We start from the raw sequence: 15951 nt of genomic DNA on the forward strand, positions 1-15951 counted from the left end.
GGTCTGGCTGAAGCGCCTGATCTAACGGCTCTGCCCGTAAGCATCCCGTAAAATCTGCTCCGCAGTTCGACCGCCCTCCGCCAAAGCCTGAGCTCTGTCGATGGATAAGCCCAGGCCGTGTCCGGCGCCTATGCCTGCAAATTGCCAGGTCTGACCATCGGCAGCTGTTACCGAATCAGGGCAAGAAGGTAGCTTCAGGGTATTACGAAAAATCTCGCAACTGAGCAACTCTTCGCTGGTCGGATAAAATAGCCGGATAAACAACTCGCCGTCCTTGCGCCGTTCGCGGCGAATATCCAGAATTTGATTTTCCGCAAATGCCCGGCTTAGCTCCGCGCTTGAGAGCTGCCGTTGCCAGTGCTGATCACCGCCGTTGGCAAACGGTAACCAGTTCAATCCGGATTTGGCCGCCAGTTGGTCCAAAAGCGTCAGTAACGCAATATCGGTGTGGCTGCTGCGTCGCGGCTTGTCCTCAGGCAACTCGCCGAGATAGACCATGCAATGCGTGGTGTCGCAAAGTGAGCTGGATTCATTGTGCCTATGGCTGCCGTGACTGCCGTTCCAGGCAATCACAGCCCGCATCGCTTCGCGTGCACTGCCTGCTAAATTTTGGGCCTCGGCAGCCAATACGCCATCGACATAGCTGTCGACATCAGTTTCCAGCACGGTTACTCCGTGTTCATCAGTTTGTCGTAGAACACCTTTCACCACCCGCTCGGATCGGCTGCCACGTGCGCTGGAAACGATCCTGATTTGCCCGCAAACCGTAAAGCGCCCGTGTTGGTTAGCCACTAACGGACAGTCCGGCTCCGCACTCCAGCTATCTGGATCGGTAGGCGTTAACAAACTAACCCTAACTGCCGCAAAGCGGCTGGGATAGTCGTGTTGCCAAGTGCTCAGCAAGGCGGCAGCTTTGCTTAATATTGCTGCGCCACTGACGCCGCGTTGCCGAAATATCGCCAGAAACACCGGGTGCGTAGCTGGCCAGGCTAGCATTAAGTGGCCTGCCAAGGGGTGGCCGTCAACAGTCGATACCGTGCCGGTTTTTGCTAGAACTTGAAGTTGGCGCAACAATTTTTTATCGGTTTCGCGTTGCCCCGCCAAGGTGGAGTTGGGCAGGATACCGTTTTGACTCAGGCCGCGAAAATATTCCGGCTTCGATAGCAAGGCCGCCCGCATTGTTAGTGCCAGTTCGGGCAAGTTGGTCTGTAAAGCAAAATCGCCGTCGGCGTTACGTTCGCCCAGGTAAGATCGCCAGGTCTGCAGGTCCGATGGTTCAGTTTGCGCCGGAAGTTTTTGGTCTTTAATGGGCGACAATAACAGACGATAGCGTTCGCCTTGAAATTGCTCGCGGCGCCGCAAAAGCTTTTCGGTATCGCTCGCCGCCAGTTCTGTACCTAGCAAATCCGGATCGGCTTGCGCCAATGCCGCCGCATAGGGAATTTTCAACAAGGAACCCGGGGGTAAGCGGCTGACTTGGTCGCCGCCGCTTACCAATATCCGCCCGGACAGCAGGCTCATCAACAGAAAGGAGCTATCCCCCGCATCATCAAATGCCTGACCAAGCATTTCATTTAATTTTGCCGACACGGCACACGGTTCGTTCGGCCAGCCGGTATTGACCAAGATTCGGGCCAATGCCTCGCGGTCATTGCTATCTAACTCGGCGCCTTGCCTAACCCGGTTTTTGATGCGTTGCAGTTCAAGCGATCCGGGCCAGTCTCCAGGTGCTAGGCTCGCCAATTCGCCGCTAAAATACATCGCCCCCGCTTCTTCAGCCCAAGCCGGTAAGCGGCCGCCACAGCTGCGATGACTGGCTTCGTGAAATAGTTCGTGACGCAGATATACCGCCTCGCTCAGCCCGCCTTGCGGTTGTTGCCGCAGATAAATACTGCCGGGCCGCCAGCCGCCGGCATGGCGGCCGCTGAACGCTCCACTGGTCAACGCGGGAAACACCCGCACCGGATCGTCCTCGCTAGGTATCTTGTAGCCTTGCGCCGCTAGTTCACTAACGGCAATAGTCGCGGCTTGTCTTAATTCAGCTTGCTGGGTTAGCGCCCCGAAAAACAAAATCGCCGCGCCAACATCAAACAAATATTGCCGTCTGATGCATCGCTTTAATGAAGCATTCATTGGTAGTTAAAGGTTTATGCTGAGCATGAGGAATCCCGCAAATTGCCGAATAGCGAAGATAAGTCCTGAAGTATCTAAATATTGGATTTTACGATTTAAATTGACAATCAGTCGAATCAGCCTAGAATGCAAGCCAGCTAGAAAATACGATTTACCCTTTGTCTACCAGCTCGATGTCTCTTCAGTAGTCCTTCGTCCTAGTTTTTCATTAAGTAATTTCCACATTTACCAGCGTGACCCGCCTTACTTTAGCTAGGGCATTATCTAAATTTTAATAGGACTTATTATGTCTACAATGACAACTGGCGTCGTAAAATGGTTTAACGCAGACAAAGGCTTCGGCTTTATCGAACAAAAACAAGGCCCTGACGTTTTCGTACATTTCAAAAACATTCTGAACCCAAACAACAGCTACAGAACGCTGGACGAAGGTCAGCATGTACAGTTCAAATTGGGCCGCGGCCCTAAAGGCCCACAAGCCGAAGAAGTAACCATCGTTTAAAGATTAAGCCGTAGTTGCCAATTGGTACCTACGGCTTTTTTGTTAGATAGAGTGGAAATCAAACGCGGTTTCCACTTTCGTTCTTCCCACCGTTTCATTTCAACGTACTGGATTGCTTTTAAAAGCTTCTAGCAAAGCATTCAGCAGACTAAACTTTAGTTGTCCGCAATGGTCCAAAGTCTTTGTAATTTTAATCAAGTAAAGAGGTGGGGCATGTCGTTAAAAAACGAATTTGAAAGTTTGCTCGTTAATCTGGATTCGGTTCGCGAGGAACTGCAACTGAAGTTGCATCTGGCTTCAATGGATGCCAAGGATGAATTTGCAGAAGCGGAAAAACAGTGGTTGCAGATTAAAAGTAAAGCCGCTGAAATTGCCGACGAATCGATAGAGACTTCCGAAGAGTACATCGCCAAGGCTAAAATCGTTGGAGAGGAGTTGAAGGAAGCTTATCAGCGAGTAGCCAAGCGCCTTTCCGAGTGATCTGCCAAAACTCAAAAAGCTGGCAAATTTAATTTGGTACCAGCCTTGCCGCTAGTGCGGGCTGGTTCATAAGGCTATTGCCTTTGGTATGCAATAAGTTGGAACAGGTAGCCGCCAATTGTGCTGACCATGGCGGCTTGGAGCCTATCAACTCAACGGCGGTTTTTGCAGTGTGGTTAAGCTATTGAATTAGCAACGCGACTTCAGCTGTAGATCTAGCTTCCTCAGCTGTCCGAAACTATTGTACTGCCAAGCTTAGATCCGCAATTTTGGCAATATTGTTGATCAACCGAAACCTTCGCTTCGCATGCGGGACATGTATTGGATGATTGGGTTTTATGTCCGCAGGCATTACAAAAATGAGTATTTGCGGTAATGTCGGCGCCGCATTGCTGACAGGCCGGGTTTTGCTGGGGGAGAAGCCTTGATAACATTTTAACCAGCTTGGCAACGGTATCGATCAGGTAAGTAGCATGGCTATAGGCCCTGAACACAAACCAAATGCTGACGCTTACAATCAGAATGATCGCGCTACTATGGTAAATCGTTCTACCCAAGCTATCGACGAACGGCGCCAATAACTCCCAAAACAATGCCTGTACGGTAATCAAAATCAACAGTGCGGTTAGCGGCTCGGCGATACCTTTGGCAAATGACAACGCACCGCCGCTGTTGGGAATGGCCTCTATCACGTAGCCGGCAAAAAAATAAAACAAGATTAATGCTGCCAGCCTGGCAAAAAACCAGACTACGGCCGCGGCCTTGAATACGCCGGCCACTTCCAATTCCGTCATTACCGGTACTAGCGTAATTAATTTGCCTATTGTCAGAATGCTGGCAATCGTAATGAATAGCTGGGCGGCCCGCTGCCATGCATTGCTTGATGAGGAAATCAAAGAAAACATAAGCATTGCAACTCCTGTTTGTAGGGGACTGCATTTGAATCAATCATTAGCTCGTTGAATGGGCGTGATTCCTTAGGTAGAGAATATCACACAAAAAAGCGGATAACCCTCAGTGCTAAACTTTAGAAGTTCAAACACTGTCTGGCTGTTTCCGGCTCAGAGACCACAGACGAAAACCGGTTTTTTGCCTTATCTAAATCCTTTACGGTACTATTCAGAGGCAATGCGTAATTGATTTTTTCCCTTCTCCCAAACGGCATCATGTCCCCCGAACAATTCCAACAAAAACTCTTTAGCTGGTTTGATAATCATGGCCGTAAGGATTTGCCATGGCAACGGGACATTAATCCTTATCGAGTGTGGGTGTCGGAGATTATGTTGCAGCAAACGCAAGTAGTCAGCGTGATTGCATATTTCAATCGCTTCGTCGCCAGGTTTCCGACGGTGCAAAGCCTGGCAAGCGCAGAACTGGACGAAGTCTTACAGCACTGGTCCGGGCTTGGCTATTATGCGCGCGCCAGAAATCTGTACAAAACCGCGCAAATCGTTGCCGGCAATGCCGGCGTATTCCCGCAAACCGTCGCAGAGCTAAGTGCCTTGCCCGGCATCGGCCGCTCCACTGCGGGGGCGATACTCAGCATCGCTTGCGGGCAAAGCCAGCCCATATTGGACGGCAACGTCAAGCGCGTGTTGGCGCGGTTTCATGCCGTGCATGGCTGGCCAGGTGACAATAAAGTGGCTGCGCAGCTTTGGCAAATTAGTCAGCGCTATACGCCGACGCAAAGAACCGGCGACTACACCCAGGCAATGATGGATTTGGGCGCTACGCTCTGCACCCGCAGTAAGCCGCTATGCGAGATCTGCCCCGTTGCAGAAGGCTGTCAGGCTAGGCAGTTGGCCTTAGTAAAACAGTTACCAGGCCCCAAGCCTCGCAAGGACGTACCGGTCAAACAACTATATTTTTTGCTGTTACTAGACAAGGAAAACCGGGTTTTATTGGAAAGGCGGCCACCGACCGGCATTTGGGGTGGGCTATGGAGTCTGCCGGAATTTGACGATCCGCAGGCTTTGCAAGATTGGTGTCTGCAACGCCATTACCAAATGCATGCTTTGCAGACTTTACCAGACCAGCGCCACAGTTTCTCGCATTATCATCTGGACTACACACCGATCCTGGCAAAGTTGGAAAACCCCATAAACAATGTGATGGAAGGCGAGCGGGCGGTTTGGTATAAAACCGCCGAGATTACTACTTTAGGTTTGCCGGCGCCGATCAAGCGTCTGCTGCAACAACATGTCACAGAGGATCAAAATGACGAGAATGATTACATGCGTAAAACTGGGCGTTGAGGCTGAGGGTCTGGATGCGCCACCGTTTCCGGGTGTCAACGGCCAACGCATTTTCGAGCATGTGTCGAAACAGGCCTGGAAGGACTGGTTAGCGATGCAAACCATGATAATTAACGAGCAGCGGCTGTCCAGTTTCGATCCGGCTGCGAAAAAAATATTGGAAGCCGAGCGCGAGAAATTTTTGTTTGCCGGTGGTTTCGAGTTGCCGGAAGGCTATGTGCCGAAAAAATAGTGCCGTTTGGGCTTTAGGCGCTTTGTCAGATGGTTAGTATTTGTAAAGTTGCGTGTATGGCTTTTGTATAGCGTTAATCCGGTTAAAAGGTTGACAAAAACACCGTGACTGGAAAGCTCGGGATGTCTATTAAAACTATCATCCGGAGAAAAATATGAACGCAACTGTAGCACCTCAGATCCATGCCTTGCGCGCAGCTCTCAGCGACCACGTCCTGATGGGTAAAATAGTCGATGTGTTTTATGCAAAAATGCTGGACGACTATCGGATTAACCGCTTCTTCTTTACCCGCCCGGCTGCTGAGCAGGCTGATGCGCTAAAAGCCTATTTGAAAGCTTACTTCAATAGCTTAAATAGTGACGATGATAGAGTATTAGAGGCATTGGATGGGTATTTTACGGCAGCGTTTGCCCGCACCAACGCCAAACCGAGTTTGGTTGCCGGCAACGATTTTGCCTTCCTGCTGGATATCGTTGGCGGGCAAGAGATTAGAAGCATCACGTTGTTAACGCCGGCTCATAGTTTTTTGATCAAGCTCGGTCCTGACGATTTCCATTACGACATCGTGATGGAGCATTTGGCCGCCTCTTTAAAGCAATTGAATATCGCCGAAGATTTGGCTTATCAAATCCTGGCTTTGGCGGAGAAAGGTCGAGATGGCTTGTTGGCTAGAGGCGTAGAAGTTAAGAAAGCCGCTTGAATAGCGTTTTAGTGGTTCGGGTTTCGTTCGCTTAGGCATTGCCTAAGCGAACAATCACTAGCTGTCTTCCTTGATCATGGCAACAAGAAAATCTACGAAGCTCTGAATGGCTAAGCCGGTGCCCACTGCGGTTGCCATGTTTGCCAGTAATTTGCTGACAACACCCAAAAGTCTTTCAAGCAGTTTGTGGCCGCCGATAATTTCTATTCCGTACAGCAAAAATTCGCCTAAAAAATGATTGATGACGGCGAGCTTTAGATTTAGCTGGGTTCCCAATAAGCCTTGCGCTAACAAGGTGTGGGTTTCCGCACGTTGCAAGCCGTCTTTTAGCGCCGAAAAGTTTGGGTTAAGCTCAATCCAGGCTTTTTTATAATCGTCGCGAAATTTCGGCTGAAAATACTCGCCGTTATTTATCACCTTCTCTAAAAACTGCTGCAGAGCATCAACGAAATTCAGCAACCTTTTTCTGTCATCTTCGCCAGCCCCAAAGACAAATTTTTCCACTCGCTGTTCCTTCTATATGATGTCGGCGTTCTCACCAAAAAATGGCAGGCTGACGTTTAACTCACTCACGAATTTTGCGTTTAGCAAAATAAGCACTATTTCTTTACATACAGGTCGGTAATCGTTCCCTCTATCATTTCCGCTGCAAACGCAAAGGTTTCCGATAAAGTTGGATGCGGATGGATGCTGAGGCTGATGTCTGTCGCATCCGCGCCCATTTCCAAAGCCAGCACGGCTTCTGCCACTAATTCTCCGGCACCGGGGCCGGTAAAGCCGGCGCCGAGAATACGGCCGGTGGTTTTGTCGGTCAGGATTTTAGTAATACCTTCGCTGCGGCCCAGTGCCAAAGAGCGGCCACTGGCGGCCCATGGGAATACGGCTTTGTTGAATTCCACGCCTTGCTGCTGCGCCTGGGTTTCGGTTAGGCCCATCCAAGCTACTTCCGGATCGGTGTAAGCGACCGAAGGAATGGTTAGTGCGTCGAAACCGGCTTTGTGCCCGGCAATGACTTCGGCGGCGATTTTGCCTTCGTGCGTGGCTTTGTGGGCCAGCATTGGATTGCCGACGATGTCGCCGATCGCAAAAATATTGCTGACGTTGGTACGGCCTTGCTTGTCCACCGGGATGAAGCCACGCTCGTCTACATTGACGCCCGCCTTATCGGCGTCGATCAATTTACCGTTCGGCCGGCGGCCCACCGCCACTAAGACCGCATCGAACACTTCGGATTCCGGTGCGCCTTTGCCTTCCATCGTGACTTTAATGCCGGCATCGGTAGCTTCCATCGCCTTAACGCTGGTTTGTAGCCACAGATTCTCGTACTGCTTTTTGATTTTGCGTTGCAGTGGCGTGACCAAGTCTTTGTCGCAGCCGGGGATAATCTGATCCATCAATTCCACGACACTGATTTTCGAACCCAGCGCATGGTAAACAGTCGCCATTTCCAGGCCGATAATACCGCCGCCGACGATCAATAGTTTTTCCGGTACCGATTTCAGTTCCAGTGCGTCGGTGGAATCCCAAACGCGAGGATCGTCATGCGGAAAGCTGGGGATTTTAGTTGGCTGCGAGCCGGCGGCGATGATGGCATTGTCGAAGGTGACGGTTTGCACGCCGGCCTCGCTGGTCACCGTTAAGCTGTTGGCGGTGGCAAATTTACCCACGCCATGGATTACAGTGACTTTACGTTGCTTGGCCAGTTTGCCCAAGCCTTGATTCAGGCTTTGGCTGACGCTTTGTTTCCAGGCACGAATTTGGTCCAAGTCAATGTTTGGCTTGCCGAAACTGACGCCGTGTTCCGCCATCGCCTCGGCTTCGTGGATGATTTGCGCAGTGTGCAGCAAGGCCTTGGACGGGATGCAGCCAACGTTCAGACAAACGCCGCCTAACACAGGATAGCGTTCGACCAGCACCACTTGTTTGCCCAGATCGGCAGCGCGAAATGCGGCCGTGTAACCGCCGGGGCCGCCGCCCAGAACCAAAACTTCGGCGTGTGTAACGGAATTAGTCATAGGATTTGTCTCCAGTGAGGATGTCTATTTAGGTTATTTTATCAATTCAAAATCGTCCGGCAGGCTTAAGCCGTCAGTGTAATGCCGGTAATTGTGCATTTATCATGGCCGAATATTCCGCCGTTGGTAATATCGCTTCGGCAATTATTTGTTTTGCTTGCGCGGCTACCGATTGAAGTTCAGTGTTTTCGAGTTGCTTGTTCGCAAGTTTTATCACCGCAATTAATTGATTAATCAACGCAAGGTGGCTACGCCGCTTTTCATTCAACGCTTCTCTATCTAATCCCACAACAGCAATCGTTGCTTTGCCGTAGATATTGCCGTCAATCGCATAGGGAATCTCTTGCCGAAAGCCGATATATTGCCGAGGATCGGTGGCGGAAGGGTTGATTAACAGTGGCTGTTCCAACGTAATGTCGTCGTGGTGGTTAAGTGCTCGCTCCTGCGGGTCCAACAAAGGAAACAGATTTTTCTTAAATTGTTGATTGCATAAGGTGCAGCTCAGTAACAAGTTTTCCCAAGTATAAGGCAACCAATAATAGCCAGGAGCATGAAATTCGTCCTGTTCCGCTTGTTTGTAGCCGCCCTTGGGCCGGTAATGCTCCACATCGCCATAACTAATATGGGAAATTTTCGACTCGCAAAAACAGCACTTGTCACACTGCATTTTTAATAACGCGGTTTTAACGGTGGGATTTCCGTAAATCGCACTATCGAATTTAAATTCGCGTTTGCCAGCATCATAAGCCTCACAAAAAGCCTGTTGTTCAGCTTTACCCTTGTTTTGCAATACGGCGGGTTCCTGGCTGCGCTGGATAAAAATCATCGGACCTATTTCAACAGCTCCGCCGCACGGCGAATAATATTCATCGCGTCAATATCTTCGGGGGTTTCCGCTGTGGGCAGTTCTCCTATTTGACATTCCAGTTCAGACAATTTGGCTTGATCGGTACCGGTCAATTGCGCTTGGCTCAAAATCTGCCGGCGTTGGTTCAACAGGTTTTCATAATGCGGCGAACGGGCGCTGGGCAAATCGAACAAGTCGCTGGTTAATAACTGGTCGATACGCCAACCTTTGACGTCTTGCGGATGTTGATGAATTTTAACCGAGTCGCCTTCGCGCTTAAGCACCACGATATTGGCATTTTCCGCAGCCTGCACGATTAAGGGGCTATGGGCGGTAACAATAAACTGAGTATTGACGAAGCGTTCGCTCAAATAAGCCATGATCGTTCGCTGCCATTTGGGATGCAGATGCAGGTCGATTTCGTCGATCAATACCACCGCAGGTTCGGCGATAGGGTTGGCGCTATTGGGATAATGCTTGAATAACTGTGCGGCCAGATCGACCATCCAGGCGGTCATGGTTTGATAGCCAAGACTGAGCTGAGATAACAACAGCCAGCCGTCGGGTAGATTGAATTCGACCCTGGGGTTTGGCGACTTTTCGCTGGGTGTCGAGATGCGAATATCGCTGACGTCCGGTAATAAAGCAATCAGCGTGTCTTTAATAATCGTCAGACGTTCTTGGTAACTCGCCTGAATCTCGGATGGTTTATTAGCAATATAATCGGTTTGGAGTAGCCATTCTTCGGCATTGATTAAATTGTCTGGTTCATCAATAGGTAGTTCGACATCCCCACCTCCAAAATCAAATTCATATTTCCTAGCTAACCTTCTGCTGGCGGAATAATAAAATATTGATTGGTAGTCAAATATTTCATCAAAATTTTTCTGCCCTTGCATCGTTTCACGAATATGTTGGCCTCGAATAAACGGTTTAAAGGCGTATTCTAGTTGTTGCGATACAACCGAATCCAAGCCATCGCTTTTCCCAAATTGTAAATTCGTATTAGCGGACGAGTTGTTTAACCTAATAAGATTTTTATCTAGCCAAGGTGTACTTTGTTTGATATTCAGCGCATCCAGCAAAGTAGATTTGCCCGTTCCATTTCCCCCCAAAATCACCGTCCACTGCGCCGGCCTAGCGTTGCCATCCGACAAATCCAGTGTCTGTTTCTCGGCAAAACAGCGCACGTTTTCCACCGATAACGACAGGAAATAAACGCCTTGATTGCTAGGATTTTCGGCCATGACTTTGACTATTCGCTATTAAAATGCCGATTTTTAGGAGATTGGGTTAAATAAAAGGATTGATTAGCTGTAAACCGTTTATGTTTAAACCACTATGCATGTCTTCAGAGTAAATGCTTCGGCAATCGGTTACTATTGCGGAAGCGACCACCAAACTATCCCAATAGGACAAACTGAACGATTCGCGTAATTCGGAGGCCCGGCGTACATCATCCAATGTGACGGTATGTATCGGATAACGTTGCCGGAAATTATCCACGGTTTGTCGAATCTCTTGCTCGGTGTATCCGGCTTTTCGCAGCAGATTGTTGCAGATCTCGTTCACAACTTGAGTGCTAAGCATTACGCCGGGCTGTGCGATAACCTTTAAAGCTTGTTGGTGTTTGGGCGAACTCTCATCCATGAAAGCATAAAGCCAGACGTTGGAATCGACAAAACAGTTAACGCTCATACACCGCTTCGCGTGGCAGCGGCTCGAATGGTTTAACCAAGCGAGGCGCTAATGGCGCTGATTCCTTAAGGTCTTGTTGTTGCCCCGCGTATTTTTGCAACAAAAATTGATAAAAATCCTCCAATTCATGCCTGGCAAAATCCGGTAGTTTCTCTAAATTCAGTGTTTGCATACTGGGCCTCCCAAGAAAATTGATCCTTGCCGTTTACAACAACAAGCGCCGAATGTCGCCCAGATAAGATTTCAATGCTTCCATGAAACGTGCACCCTCGGCGCCGTCTATGACGCGGTGGTCGTAGGTGATGTCCAGCGGCAGCATCAGTTTCGGTTCGAATTCCTTGCCGTTCCACACCGGTTGTACCTTGGAGCGGGTGACGCCCAAAATCGCCACTTCCGGGGCGTTGACGATGGGCGTAAACGCGGTGCCGCCGATGCCGCCCAGGCTGGAGATGGTCATACAGCCGCCTTGCATATCGGCAGGTTTCAATTTGCCGGTTCTGGCCAGTTCGCTTTTTTCGGCTAGCTCGTTGGATAATTGGAAAATACCTTTTTTATCGACATCGCGAATCACCGGCACGACTAAGCCGTTCGGGGTATCCACGGCAATACCGATATGGAAGTAATGTTTGAAGATCAGTTTTTCGCCGTCTGGAGACAATGAGCTATTGAAGGATGGGTATTTTTGCATTGCCGCTACCAGCGCCTTCATGATGAAGATTAGGCCGGTGACTTTAACGGCGTCCTTCGCTAAGCCAGCGTTGACCGATTTGCGGAAGTCTTCCATCGCGTCGATGGCCACTTCGTCGTGATAGGTCACCAGAGGCAGGTTTAACCAGACACGGGTCAGGTTTTGGCCGGTCAGACGCTTGATTTTGCTGAGCGGTTTTTCCTCGATTTCGCCAAATTGGGTGAAATCTACTGCCGGAATGGCCGGTATGCCTGCGCCACCGCTGGTCGAACCTCCGGAGGCCATGACTTGCTTGACGAAGTTTTTCACATCGTCTTGCAGGATACGGCCTTTACGGCCGCTGCCGGTTTGGATTTTGCTCAGGTCCACGCCCAATTCGCGGGCAAACAGTCTGACGCTGGGGGTGGCGTGTGCTTTAAACCCTTCATTGCTACTTGCCACGGGCGCAACAGGCGCTGCGGCTGGTTGGGCAGGTTCTACTTTTGGGGCTTCCGCAACCGGTGCAGGGCTCGGTTCAACTGGGGCAGGTGTTACAGTCTGTGCCGGTTCGGCGGGAACTGCAGCGGCTGCCTCGCCTGCTTCAAGAGTAGCGATCAGTGTGCCTTCGGAGACTTTATCGCCGGGTTTGATATGCACGGTTTTGATGGTGCCGGCCGCGCTGGACGGTAAATCCATCGTCGCTTTGTCGGTCTCCATCACCGCCAGGGTTTGTTCCACCGCGACCACGTCGCCGGGCTTGATCAGCACCTCGACGATGTCGATTTCAGGGACATTGCCGACGTCGGGGACCTTTATTTCAATTACAGAACTCATATGTCGCTTTCCGTTAGATCAACCAAGGGGCGGTTGCGTCAGGGTTGATGTTGTATTTAGCAATGGCTACCTCGACTTTCGCGGCGTCGAACTCGCCGGCTTGCGCCAGGCTGTGCAAGGCGGCAACGGCAACGTGGTATCTGTCCACTTCGAAGAAGCTACGCAGCTTGGCGCGGGTGTCCGAGCGGCCGAAACCGTCAGTACCCAACACCGTGTAAGAGCGATTCACCCAAGGGCGAATTTGTTCGGCAAATGCGCGCATGTAATCGGTAGCGGCGATGATCGGACCCTTGGTGCTATCCAGGCAATGCTCGATATGCGTGATGCGCGGCTTTTCGGTCGGATGCAAACGGTTCCAGCGCTCGCAGGTTTGGCCGTCGCGAGCCAGCTCGGTAAAGCTTGGGCAGCTCCAGATGTCGGCGTCCACGCCCCAATCATCGTGCAGCAGTTTGGCGGCTTCAATGACTTCGATAAAGATGGTGCCGGAGCCCAGCAATTGCACGCGCGGTTTTTTGCTGTTCGGACCTTTCTTGAACAAATACATGCCTTTCAGAATGTCGGCTTCCGCGCCTTCGGGCATGGCCGGCTGGTCGTAGTTTTCGTTCATCAAGGTGATGTAATAGAAAATATCCTCCTGTTCTACATACATCCGGCGCAAACCGTCCTGAATGATCACTGCTAATTCGCAGGCAAAGGTCGGATCGTAGGAATAGCAGTTTGGCACGGTCGCCGACATCAGATGGCTGTGGCCGTCTTCATGCTGCAAACCTTCGCCGTTCAAGGTGGTTCTGCCGGCGGTGCCGCCCAGCAGGAAACCGCGGGTACGTTGGTCGGCCGCGGCCCAAATCAGATCGCCGACCCGTTGGAAACCGAACATCGAGTAATAGATGAAAAACGGAATCATCGGTACGCCGTGGGTTGAATAGGCGGTACCGGCTGCAATCCAGTCGCACAGGCCGCCCGCTTCGTTGATACCTTCCTGCAACACCTGGCCGTGCTTGTCTTCCTTGTAAAACATCAGTTGCTCGGCGTCTTGCGGGGTGTAGAGCTGGCCGACTTGAGACCAGATACCCAACTGCCGGAACATGCCTTCCATACCAAAAGTGCGCGACTCGTCCGGGACAATCGGTACTACGCGCTTACCGATTTGTTTGTCCTTGACCAGGATGTTCAAAATGCGCACAAAGGCCATGGTGGTGGAAATCTCGTGACCTTCGCCGGTGCCGTCCAATAGCGCTTTGAAAGCGGATAAGGCCGGTACTTCGAGCGGGTAGGACTTGGCGCGGCGAGCCGGCAGATAACCGCCCAGATCGACGCGGCGTTGGCGCAGGTAATTGAGTTCCGCAGAGTCTTCCGCAAAACGCAGGTAAGGCAGATTGATCAACTCTTCGTCGCTGACCGGCAATTGATAGCGGTCGCGGATGTATTTGATCGATTCCATGCTCATCTTCTTTTGTTGATGGCTGGTGTTTTGCGCTTGTCCTGAGTCGCCCATGCCGTAACCCTTGATGGTTTTAGCCAGAACCACGGTGGGTTGGCCGGTATGGTTGACCGCCGCGTTGAAGGCCGCGAAGACTTTGATCGGGTCGTGGCCGCCGCGATTCAATTCCCAGATGTCGCGGTCGGTGTAATCCTTGACGAGTTCCTGCAGTTCGGGGGTGTTGAAGAATTTTTCCCGGACGTAGGCGCCGTCCTTGGATTTGAAGGTTTGGTAGTCGCCGTCCACGCATTCCATCATGCGTTTAACCACCAAACCGTCCTTGTCGCGGGACAGAATCGCGTCCCAGCGCCGGCCCCAGATCACTTTGATAACGTTCCAGTTGGCGCCGCGGAAGTTGGCTTCCAGTTCTTGAATAATCTTGCCGTTGCCGCGTACCGGACCGTCCAGACGTTGCAGGTTGCAGTTGACGACGAAAATCAGGTTATCCAGTTTTTCCCGGCCTGCCATGCCGATCGCGCCCAGAGTTTCCGGTTCGTCGGTTTCGCCGTCGCCCAGGAAGGCCCAGACTTTACGGCCTTCGGTGTTGGCAAAGCCGCGGTTTTGCATGTAGCGCATGAAGCGGGCTTGGTAGATTGCCATGATCGGGCCAAGGCCCATCGATACGGTGGGGAATTGCCAGAAGTCCGGCATCAACCACGGGTGCGGGTAAGACGATAAGCCGTTGCCGCCGACTTCTTGTCTAAAGCTGTCCATTTGCTCTTCGCTCAAGCGGCCCAGCAAGAAGGCGTGAGCATAAGTGCCGGGCGCGGAATGACCTTGCGAGAAAATCAGGTCGCCGCCGTGTTTGTCCGAGGGGGCGTTCCAGAAATGATTTTGCCCGACATCGTATAAGGTGACGGCGGAAGCGAAACTGGCGATATGGCCGCCGACATTGGTGTATTTGTTGGCGCGCAACACCATCATCATCGCATTCCAGCGCACGTAAGAGCGGATGGTGCGCTCGATGTCGGTGTTGCCGGGAAATTTGGGTTGCCTATCTATCGGGATGGTGTTGATGTAAGGCGTATTAGCCGAGAACGGAATGTCCATGCCGGCTTGTCTGGCGGTACTGAGCAGGGTTTCAATCAGAAAACTGGCGCGGTCGCCGCCTTCTTTTTCTATCACCGCTTGCAGTGCCTCCATCCATTCTAGGGTTTCAGCAGGATCAATATCGTGTTTGGCGGCAATATCGGTATTGTTGGTCATTACGGAACCTTGGAAAACGTTGGATTAGCTTAAAAAGGATACCCGAAATGGCTGGTTTGAGCATATTTTTTTAGTAATCCGCTGCCGGCAAATCCGGCTAGAATCCAGGTAAAACCTAGGTGTAGCCAAAAAACGCAGCGGTTTAGTTTTTCGAAGCAGGCAAAAGGTTATTGTATGGTCAGAATTGCATTGGGTTTAATGAGCTTCAGCCCTTAAGTACAGGTGGCTTTGCAAGCCGACATGACGTAAAATTTGTGCCAGTACTCATTTTTAAGGAAATCCCTATGCGTAATCAACTAGTTAAACCCTTGGTTGCCTTGTTTCTTTCTACGGCAAGCATAGAAGCTAGTGCTGGGCTGGTCAGCTTTACCTCCACTGAGTTCCAGCAAACCCTGGATGGACAGGTTTTTACTTTCGCTATTGATAATGCGCCTTTGGCGGATTTAGTGGCCGGCAGCTTCACTGTCCATGCGCGTGGAGATTACTCGATCAACGCATCTACTGCCAATCCTGAGAACATCGCCGTTACATTCGAAAGTGTGATCAGCAATCTGAAATTTGCTCCTATTGCTCCACCCGTTAACTCTAGTTCTGTCTTTGTCGACGCCAACAATTACAGCACGGTTACAAACGCCGATTTGGTCGAGTGGTCGCGGAGCACGCTGCTACCGGGTGCTTTATTGCAGAGTTGGACACAGGACAACAAAATCCTTATCACCTTGGCACTGTCACCTGATGTGACCGCGGACTTGAATGCTGGACAAGGCAGCAACCCTTTTGTCCAGGCCACTATTACGTATACGACTTCGGCAGTACCTTTGCCGGCCGCAACATGGCTGTTTTTGTCTGGTCTGATTGGTATGGTAGGCTACGGAAAACAGCGCAAAGCAGATTAAAGCTGG

16 protein-coding genes are annotated in these 15951 nt (G+C 51.0%); 6 read left to right on the forward strand and 10 right to left on the reverse strand.

Translation table 11 applies throughout. The features are described 5' to 3' along the window. Positions 1-21: 21 nt before the first annotated feature. The gene (locus tag JL719_RS01115) at positions 22-2133 is read right to left on the reverse strand and encodes a hypothetical protein (RefSeq protein WP_033158256.1); all 2112 of its coding nucleotides are present in this window, start codon (positions 2131-2133) and stop codon (positions 22-24) included. Positions 2134-2428: 295 nt separating this feature from the next. On the opposite strand from JL719_RS01115, the gene JL719_RS01120 reads away from it, so the two are divergent. Both JL719_RS01120 and JL719_RS01125 read left to right on the forward strand, forming a co-directional pair. Continuing rightward, positions 2429-2635, forward strand: a complete 207-nt coding sequence (locus JL719_RS01120) for a cold-shock protein (RefSeq protein WP_033158255.1) — start codon at positions 2429-2431, stop codon at positions 2633-2635. Between the two features lie 213 nt (positions 2636-2848). Then, positions 2849-3115 (forward strand): hypothetical protein, encoded by a 267-nt coding sequence (locus tag JL719_RS01125; protein WP_020484270.1) that lies wholly within the window; start codon positions 2849-2851, stop codon positions 3113-3115. 224 nt (positions 3116-3339) lie between these two features. Here JL719_RS01125 and JL719_RS01130 read toward each other — a convergent pair whose 3' ends face one another. Beyond that, entirely contained in the window at positions 3340-4026 is a 687-nt protein-coding gene (locus JL719_RS01130) for a zinc ribbon domain-containing protein (RefSeq protein ID WP_084153389.1), read from the reverse strand. Between the two features lie 255 nt (positions 4027-4281). Between JL719_RS01130 and mutY the strand changes: the two genes are divergently transcribed. From mutY to JL719_RS01145, 3 genes are all read left to right on the forward strand, one after another. Further along, the gene (gene mutY / locus JL719_RS01135) at positions 4282-5370 is read left to right on the forward strand and encodes an A/G-specific adenine glycosylase (protein ID WP_033158253.1); all 1089 of its coding nucleotides are present in this window, start codon (positions 4282-4284) and stop codon (positions 5368-5370) included. Next, the gene (locus tag JL719_RS01140; RefSeq protein WP_033158252.1) at positions 5333-5602 is read left to right on the forward strand and encodes an oxidative damage protection protein; all 270 of its coding nucleotides are present in this window, start codon (positions 5333-5335) and stop codon (positions 5600-5602) included. The genes mutY and JL719_RS01140 overlap by 38 nt, the downstream gene beginning before the upstream one ends. A gap of 154 nt (positions 5603-5756) precedes the next feature. Next, positions 5757-6302 carry a globin family protein gene (locus JL719_RS01145; protein WP_033158251.1) on the forward strand — a complete coding sequence of 182 codons (546 nt, stop codon included), beginning with the start codon at positions 5757-5759 and terminating at the stop codon, positions 6300-6302. Positions 6303-6359: 57 nt separating this feature from the next. On the opposite strand, the gene JL719_RS01150 is transcribed toward JL719_RS01145, so the two are convergent. The 8 genes from JL719_RS01150 to aceE all read right to left on the reverse strand — a co-directional run bounded on the left by JL719_RS01150 (position 6360) and on the right by aceE (position 15049). After that, on the reverse strand, positions 6360-6806 hold the full coding sequence (locus JL719_RS01150) for a hypothetical protein (RefSeq protein WP_033158250.1): 447 nt from the start codon (positions 6804-6806) through the stop codon (positions 6360-6362). Between the two features lie 95 nt (positions 6807-6901). Further along, complete coding sequence (lpdA, locus tag JL719_RS01155) at positions 6902-8317, reverse strand: dihydrolipoyl dehydrogenase (protein WP_033158249.1); 1416 nt, start codon at positions 8315-8317, stop codon at positions 6902-6904. A 73-nt stretch (positions 8318-8390) separates the two neighbouring features. Further along, on the reverse strand, positions 8391-9143 hold the full coding sequence (locus JL719_RS01160) for an HNH endonuclease family protein (protein WP_051670268.1): 753 nt from the start codon (positions 9141-9143) through the stop codon (positions 8391-8393). A gap of 5 nt (positions 9144-9148) precedes the next feature. Then, positions 9149-10411 carry an AAA family ATPase gene (locus JL719_RS01165; RefSeq protein WP_033158248.1) on the reverse strand — a complete coding sequence of 421 codons (1263 nt, stop codon included), beginning with the start codon at positions 10409-10411 and terminating at the stop codon, positions 9149-9151. A 46-nt stretch (positions 10412-10457) separates the two neighbouring features. Then, on the reverse strand, positions 10458-10862 hold the full coding sequence (locus tag JL719_RS01170; RefSeq protein WP_033158247.1) for a PIN domain-containing protein: 405 nt from the start codon (positions 10860-10862) through the stop codon (positions 10458-10460). Then, a complete protein-coding gene (locus JL719_RS01175) occupies positions 10852-11034 on the reverse strand; it encodes a hypothetical protein (RefSeq protein WP_033158246.1) in 183 nt (60 codons plus the stop codon). The genes JL719_RS01170 and JL719_RS01175 overlap by 11 nt, the downstream gene beginning before the upstream one ends. Before the next feature lie 33 nt (positions 11035-11067). Continuing rightward, positions 11068-12363: a 2-oxo acid dehydrogenase subunit E2 gene (locus tag JL719_RS01180; protein WP_033158245.1), complete on the reverse strand. Its 1296-nt coding sequence runs from the start codon at positions 12361-12363 to the stop codon at positions 11068-11070. A 13-nt stretch (positions 12364-12376) separates the two neighbouring features. Further along, positions 12377-15049 carry a pyruvate dehydrogenase (acetyl-transferring), homodimeric type gene (gene aceE / locus JL719_RS01185; RefSeq protein WP_033158244.1) on the reverse strand — a complete coding sequence of 891 codons (2673 nt, stop codon included), beginning with the start codon at positions 15047-15049 and terminating at the stop codon, positions 12377-12379. A gap of 284 nt (positions 15050-15333) precedes the next feature. On the opposite strand from aceE, the gene JL719_RS01190 reads away from it, so the two are divergent. Beyond that, positions 15334-15945, forward strand: coding sequence for a VPLPA-CTERM sorting domain-containing protein (locus JL719_RS01190; protein ID WP_033158243.1), 612 nt, complete (start codon positions 15334-15336; stop codon positions 15943-15945). Positions 15946-15951 lie beyond the last annotated feature (6 nt).

The sequence above is a fragment of the Methylomonas sp. LW13 genome (assembly GCF_016865255.1).
GTDB lineage: Bacteria > Pseudomonadota > Gammaproteobacteria > Methylococcales > Methylomonadaceae > Methylomonas.

Excerpts from the sequence above, each read along its gene's own strand:
- JL719_RS01115 (WP_033158256.1), bottom strand. The coding sequence starts at position 2,133 with ATGAATGCTTCATTAAAGCGATGCATCAGACGGCAATATTTGTTTGAT.
- JL719_RS01120 (WP_033158255.1), top strand. The coding sequence starts at position 2,429 with ATGACAACTGGCGTCGTAAAATGGTTTAACGCAGACAAAGGCTTCGGC.
- JL719_RS01125 (WP_020484270.1), top strand. The coding sequence starts at position 2,849 with ATGTCGTTAAAAAACGAATTTGAAAGTTTGCTCGTTAATCTGGATTCG.
- JL719_RS01130 (WP_084153389.1), bottom strand. The coding sequence starts at position 4,026 with ATGCTTATGTTTTCTTTGATTTCCTCATCAAGCAATGCATGGCAGCGG.
- mutY (WP_033158253.1), top strand. The coding sequence starts at position 4,282 with ATGTCCCCCGAACAATTCCAACAAAAACTCTTTAGCTGGTTTGATAAT.
- JL719_RS01140 (WP_033158252.1), top strand. The coding sequence starts at position 5,333 with ATGACGAGAATGATTACATGCGTAAAACTGGGCGTTGAGGCTGAGGGT.
- JL719_RS01145 (WP_033158251.1), top strand. The coding sequence starts at position 5,757 with ATGAACGCAACTGTAGCACCTCAGATCCATGCCTTGCGCGCAGCTCTC.
- lpdA (WP_033158249.1), bottom strand. The coding sequence starts at position 8,317 with ATGACTAATTCCGTTACACACGCCGAAGTTTTGGTTCTGGGCGGCGGC.
- JL719_RS01160 (WP_051670268.1), bottom strand. The coding sequence starts at position 9,143 with ATGATTTTTATCCAGCGCAGCCAGGAACCCGCCGTATTGCAAAACAAG.
- JL719_RS01165 (WP_033158248.1), bottom strand. The coding sequence starts at position 10,411 with ATGGCCGAAAATCCTAGCAATCAAGGCGTTTATTTCCTGTCGTTATCG.
- JL719_RS01170 (WP_033158247.1), bottom strand. The coding sequence starts at position 10,862 with ATGAGCGTTAACTGTTTTGTCGATTCCAACGTCTGGCTTTATGCTTTC.
- JL719_RS01175 (WP_033158246.1), bottom strand. The coding sequence starts at position 11,034 with ATGCAAACACTGAATTTAGAGAAACTACCGGATTTTGCCAGGCATGAA.
- JL719_RS01180 (WP_033158245.1), bottom strand. The coding sequence starts at position 12,363 with ATGAGTTCTGTAATTGAAATAAAGGTCCCCGACGTCGGCAATGTCCCT.
- aceE (WP_033158244.1), bottom strand. The coding sequence starts at position 15,049 with ATGACCAACAATACCGATATTGCCGCCAAACACGATATTGATCCTGCT.
- JL719_RS01190 (WP_033158243.1), top strand. The coding sequence starts at position 15,334 with ATGCGTAATCAACTAGTTAAACCCTTGGTTGCCTTGTTTCTTTCTACG.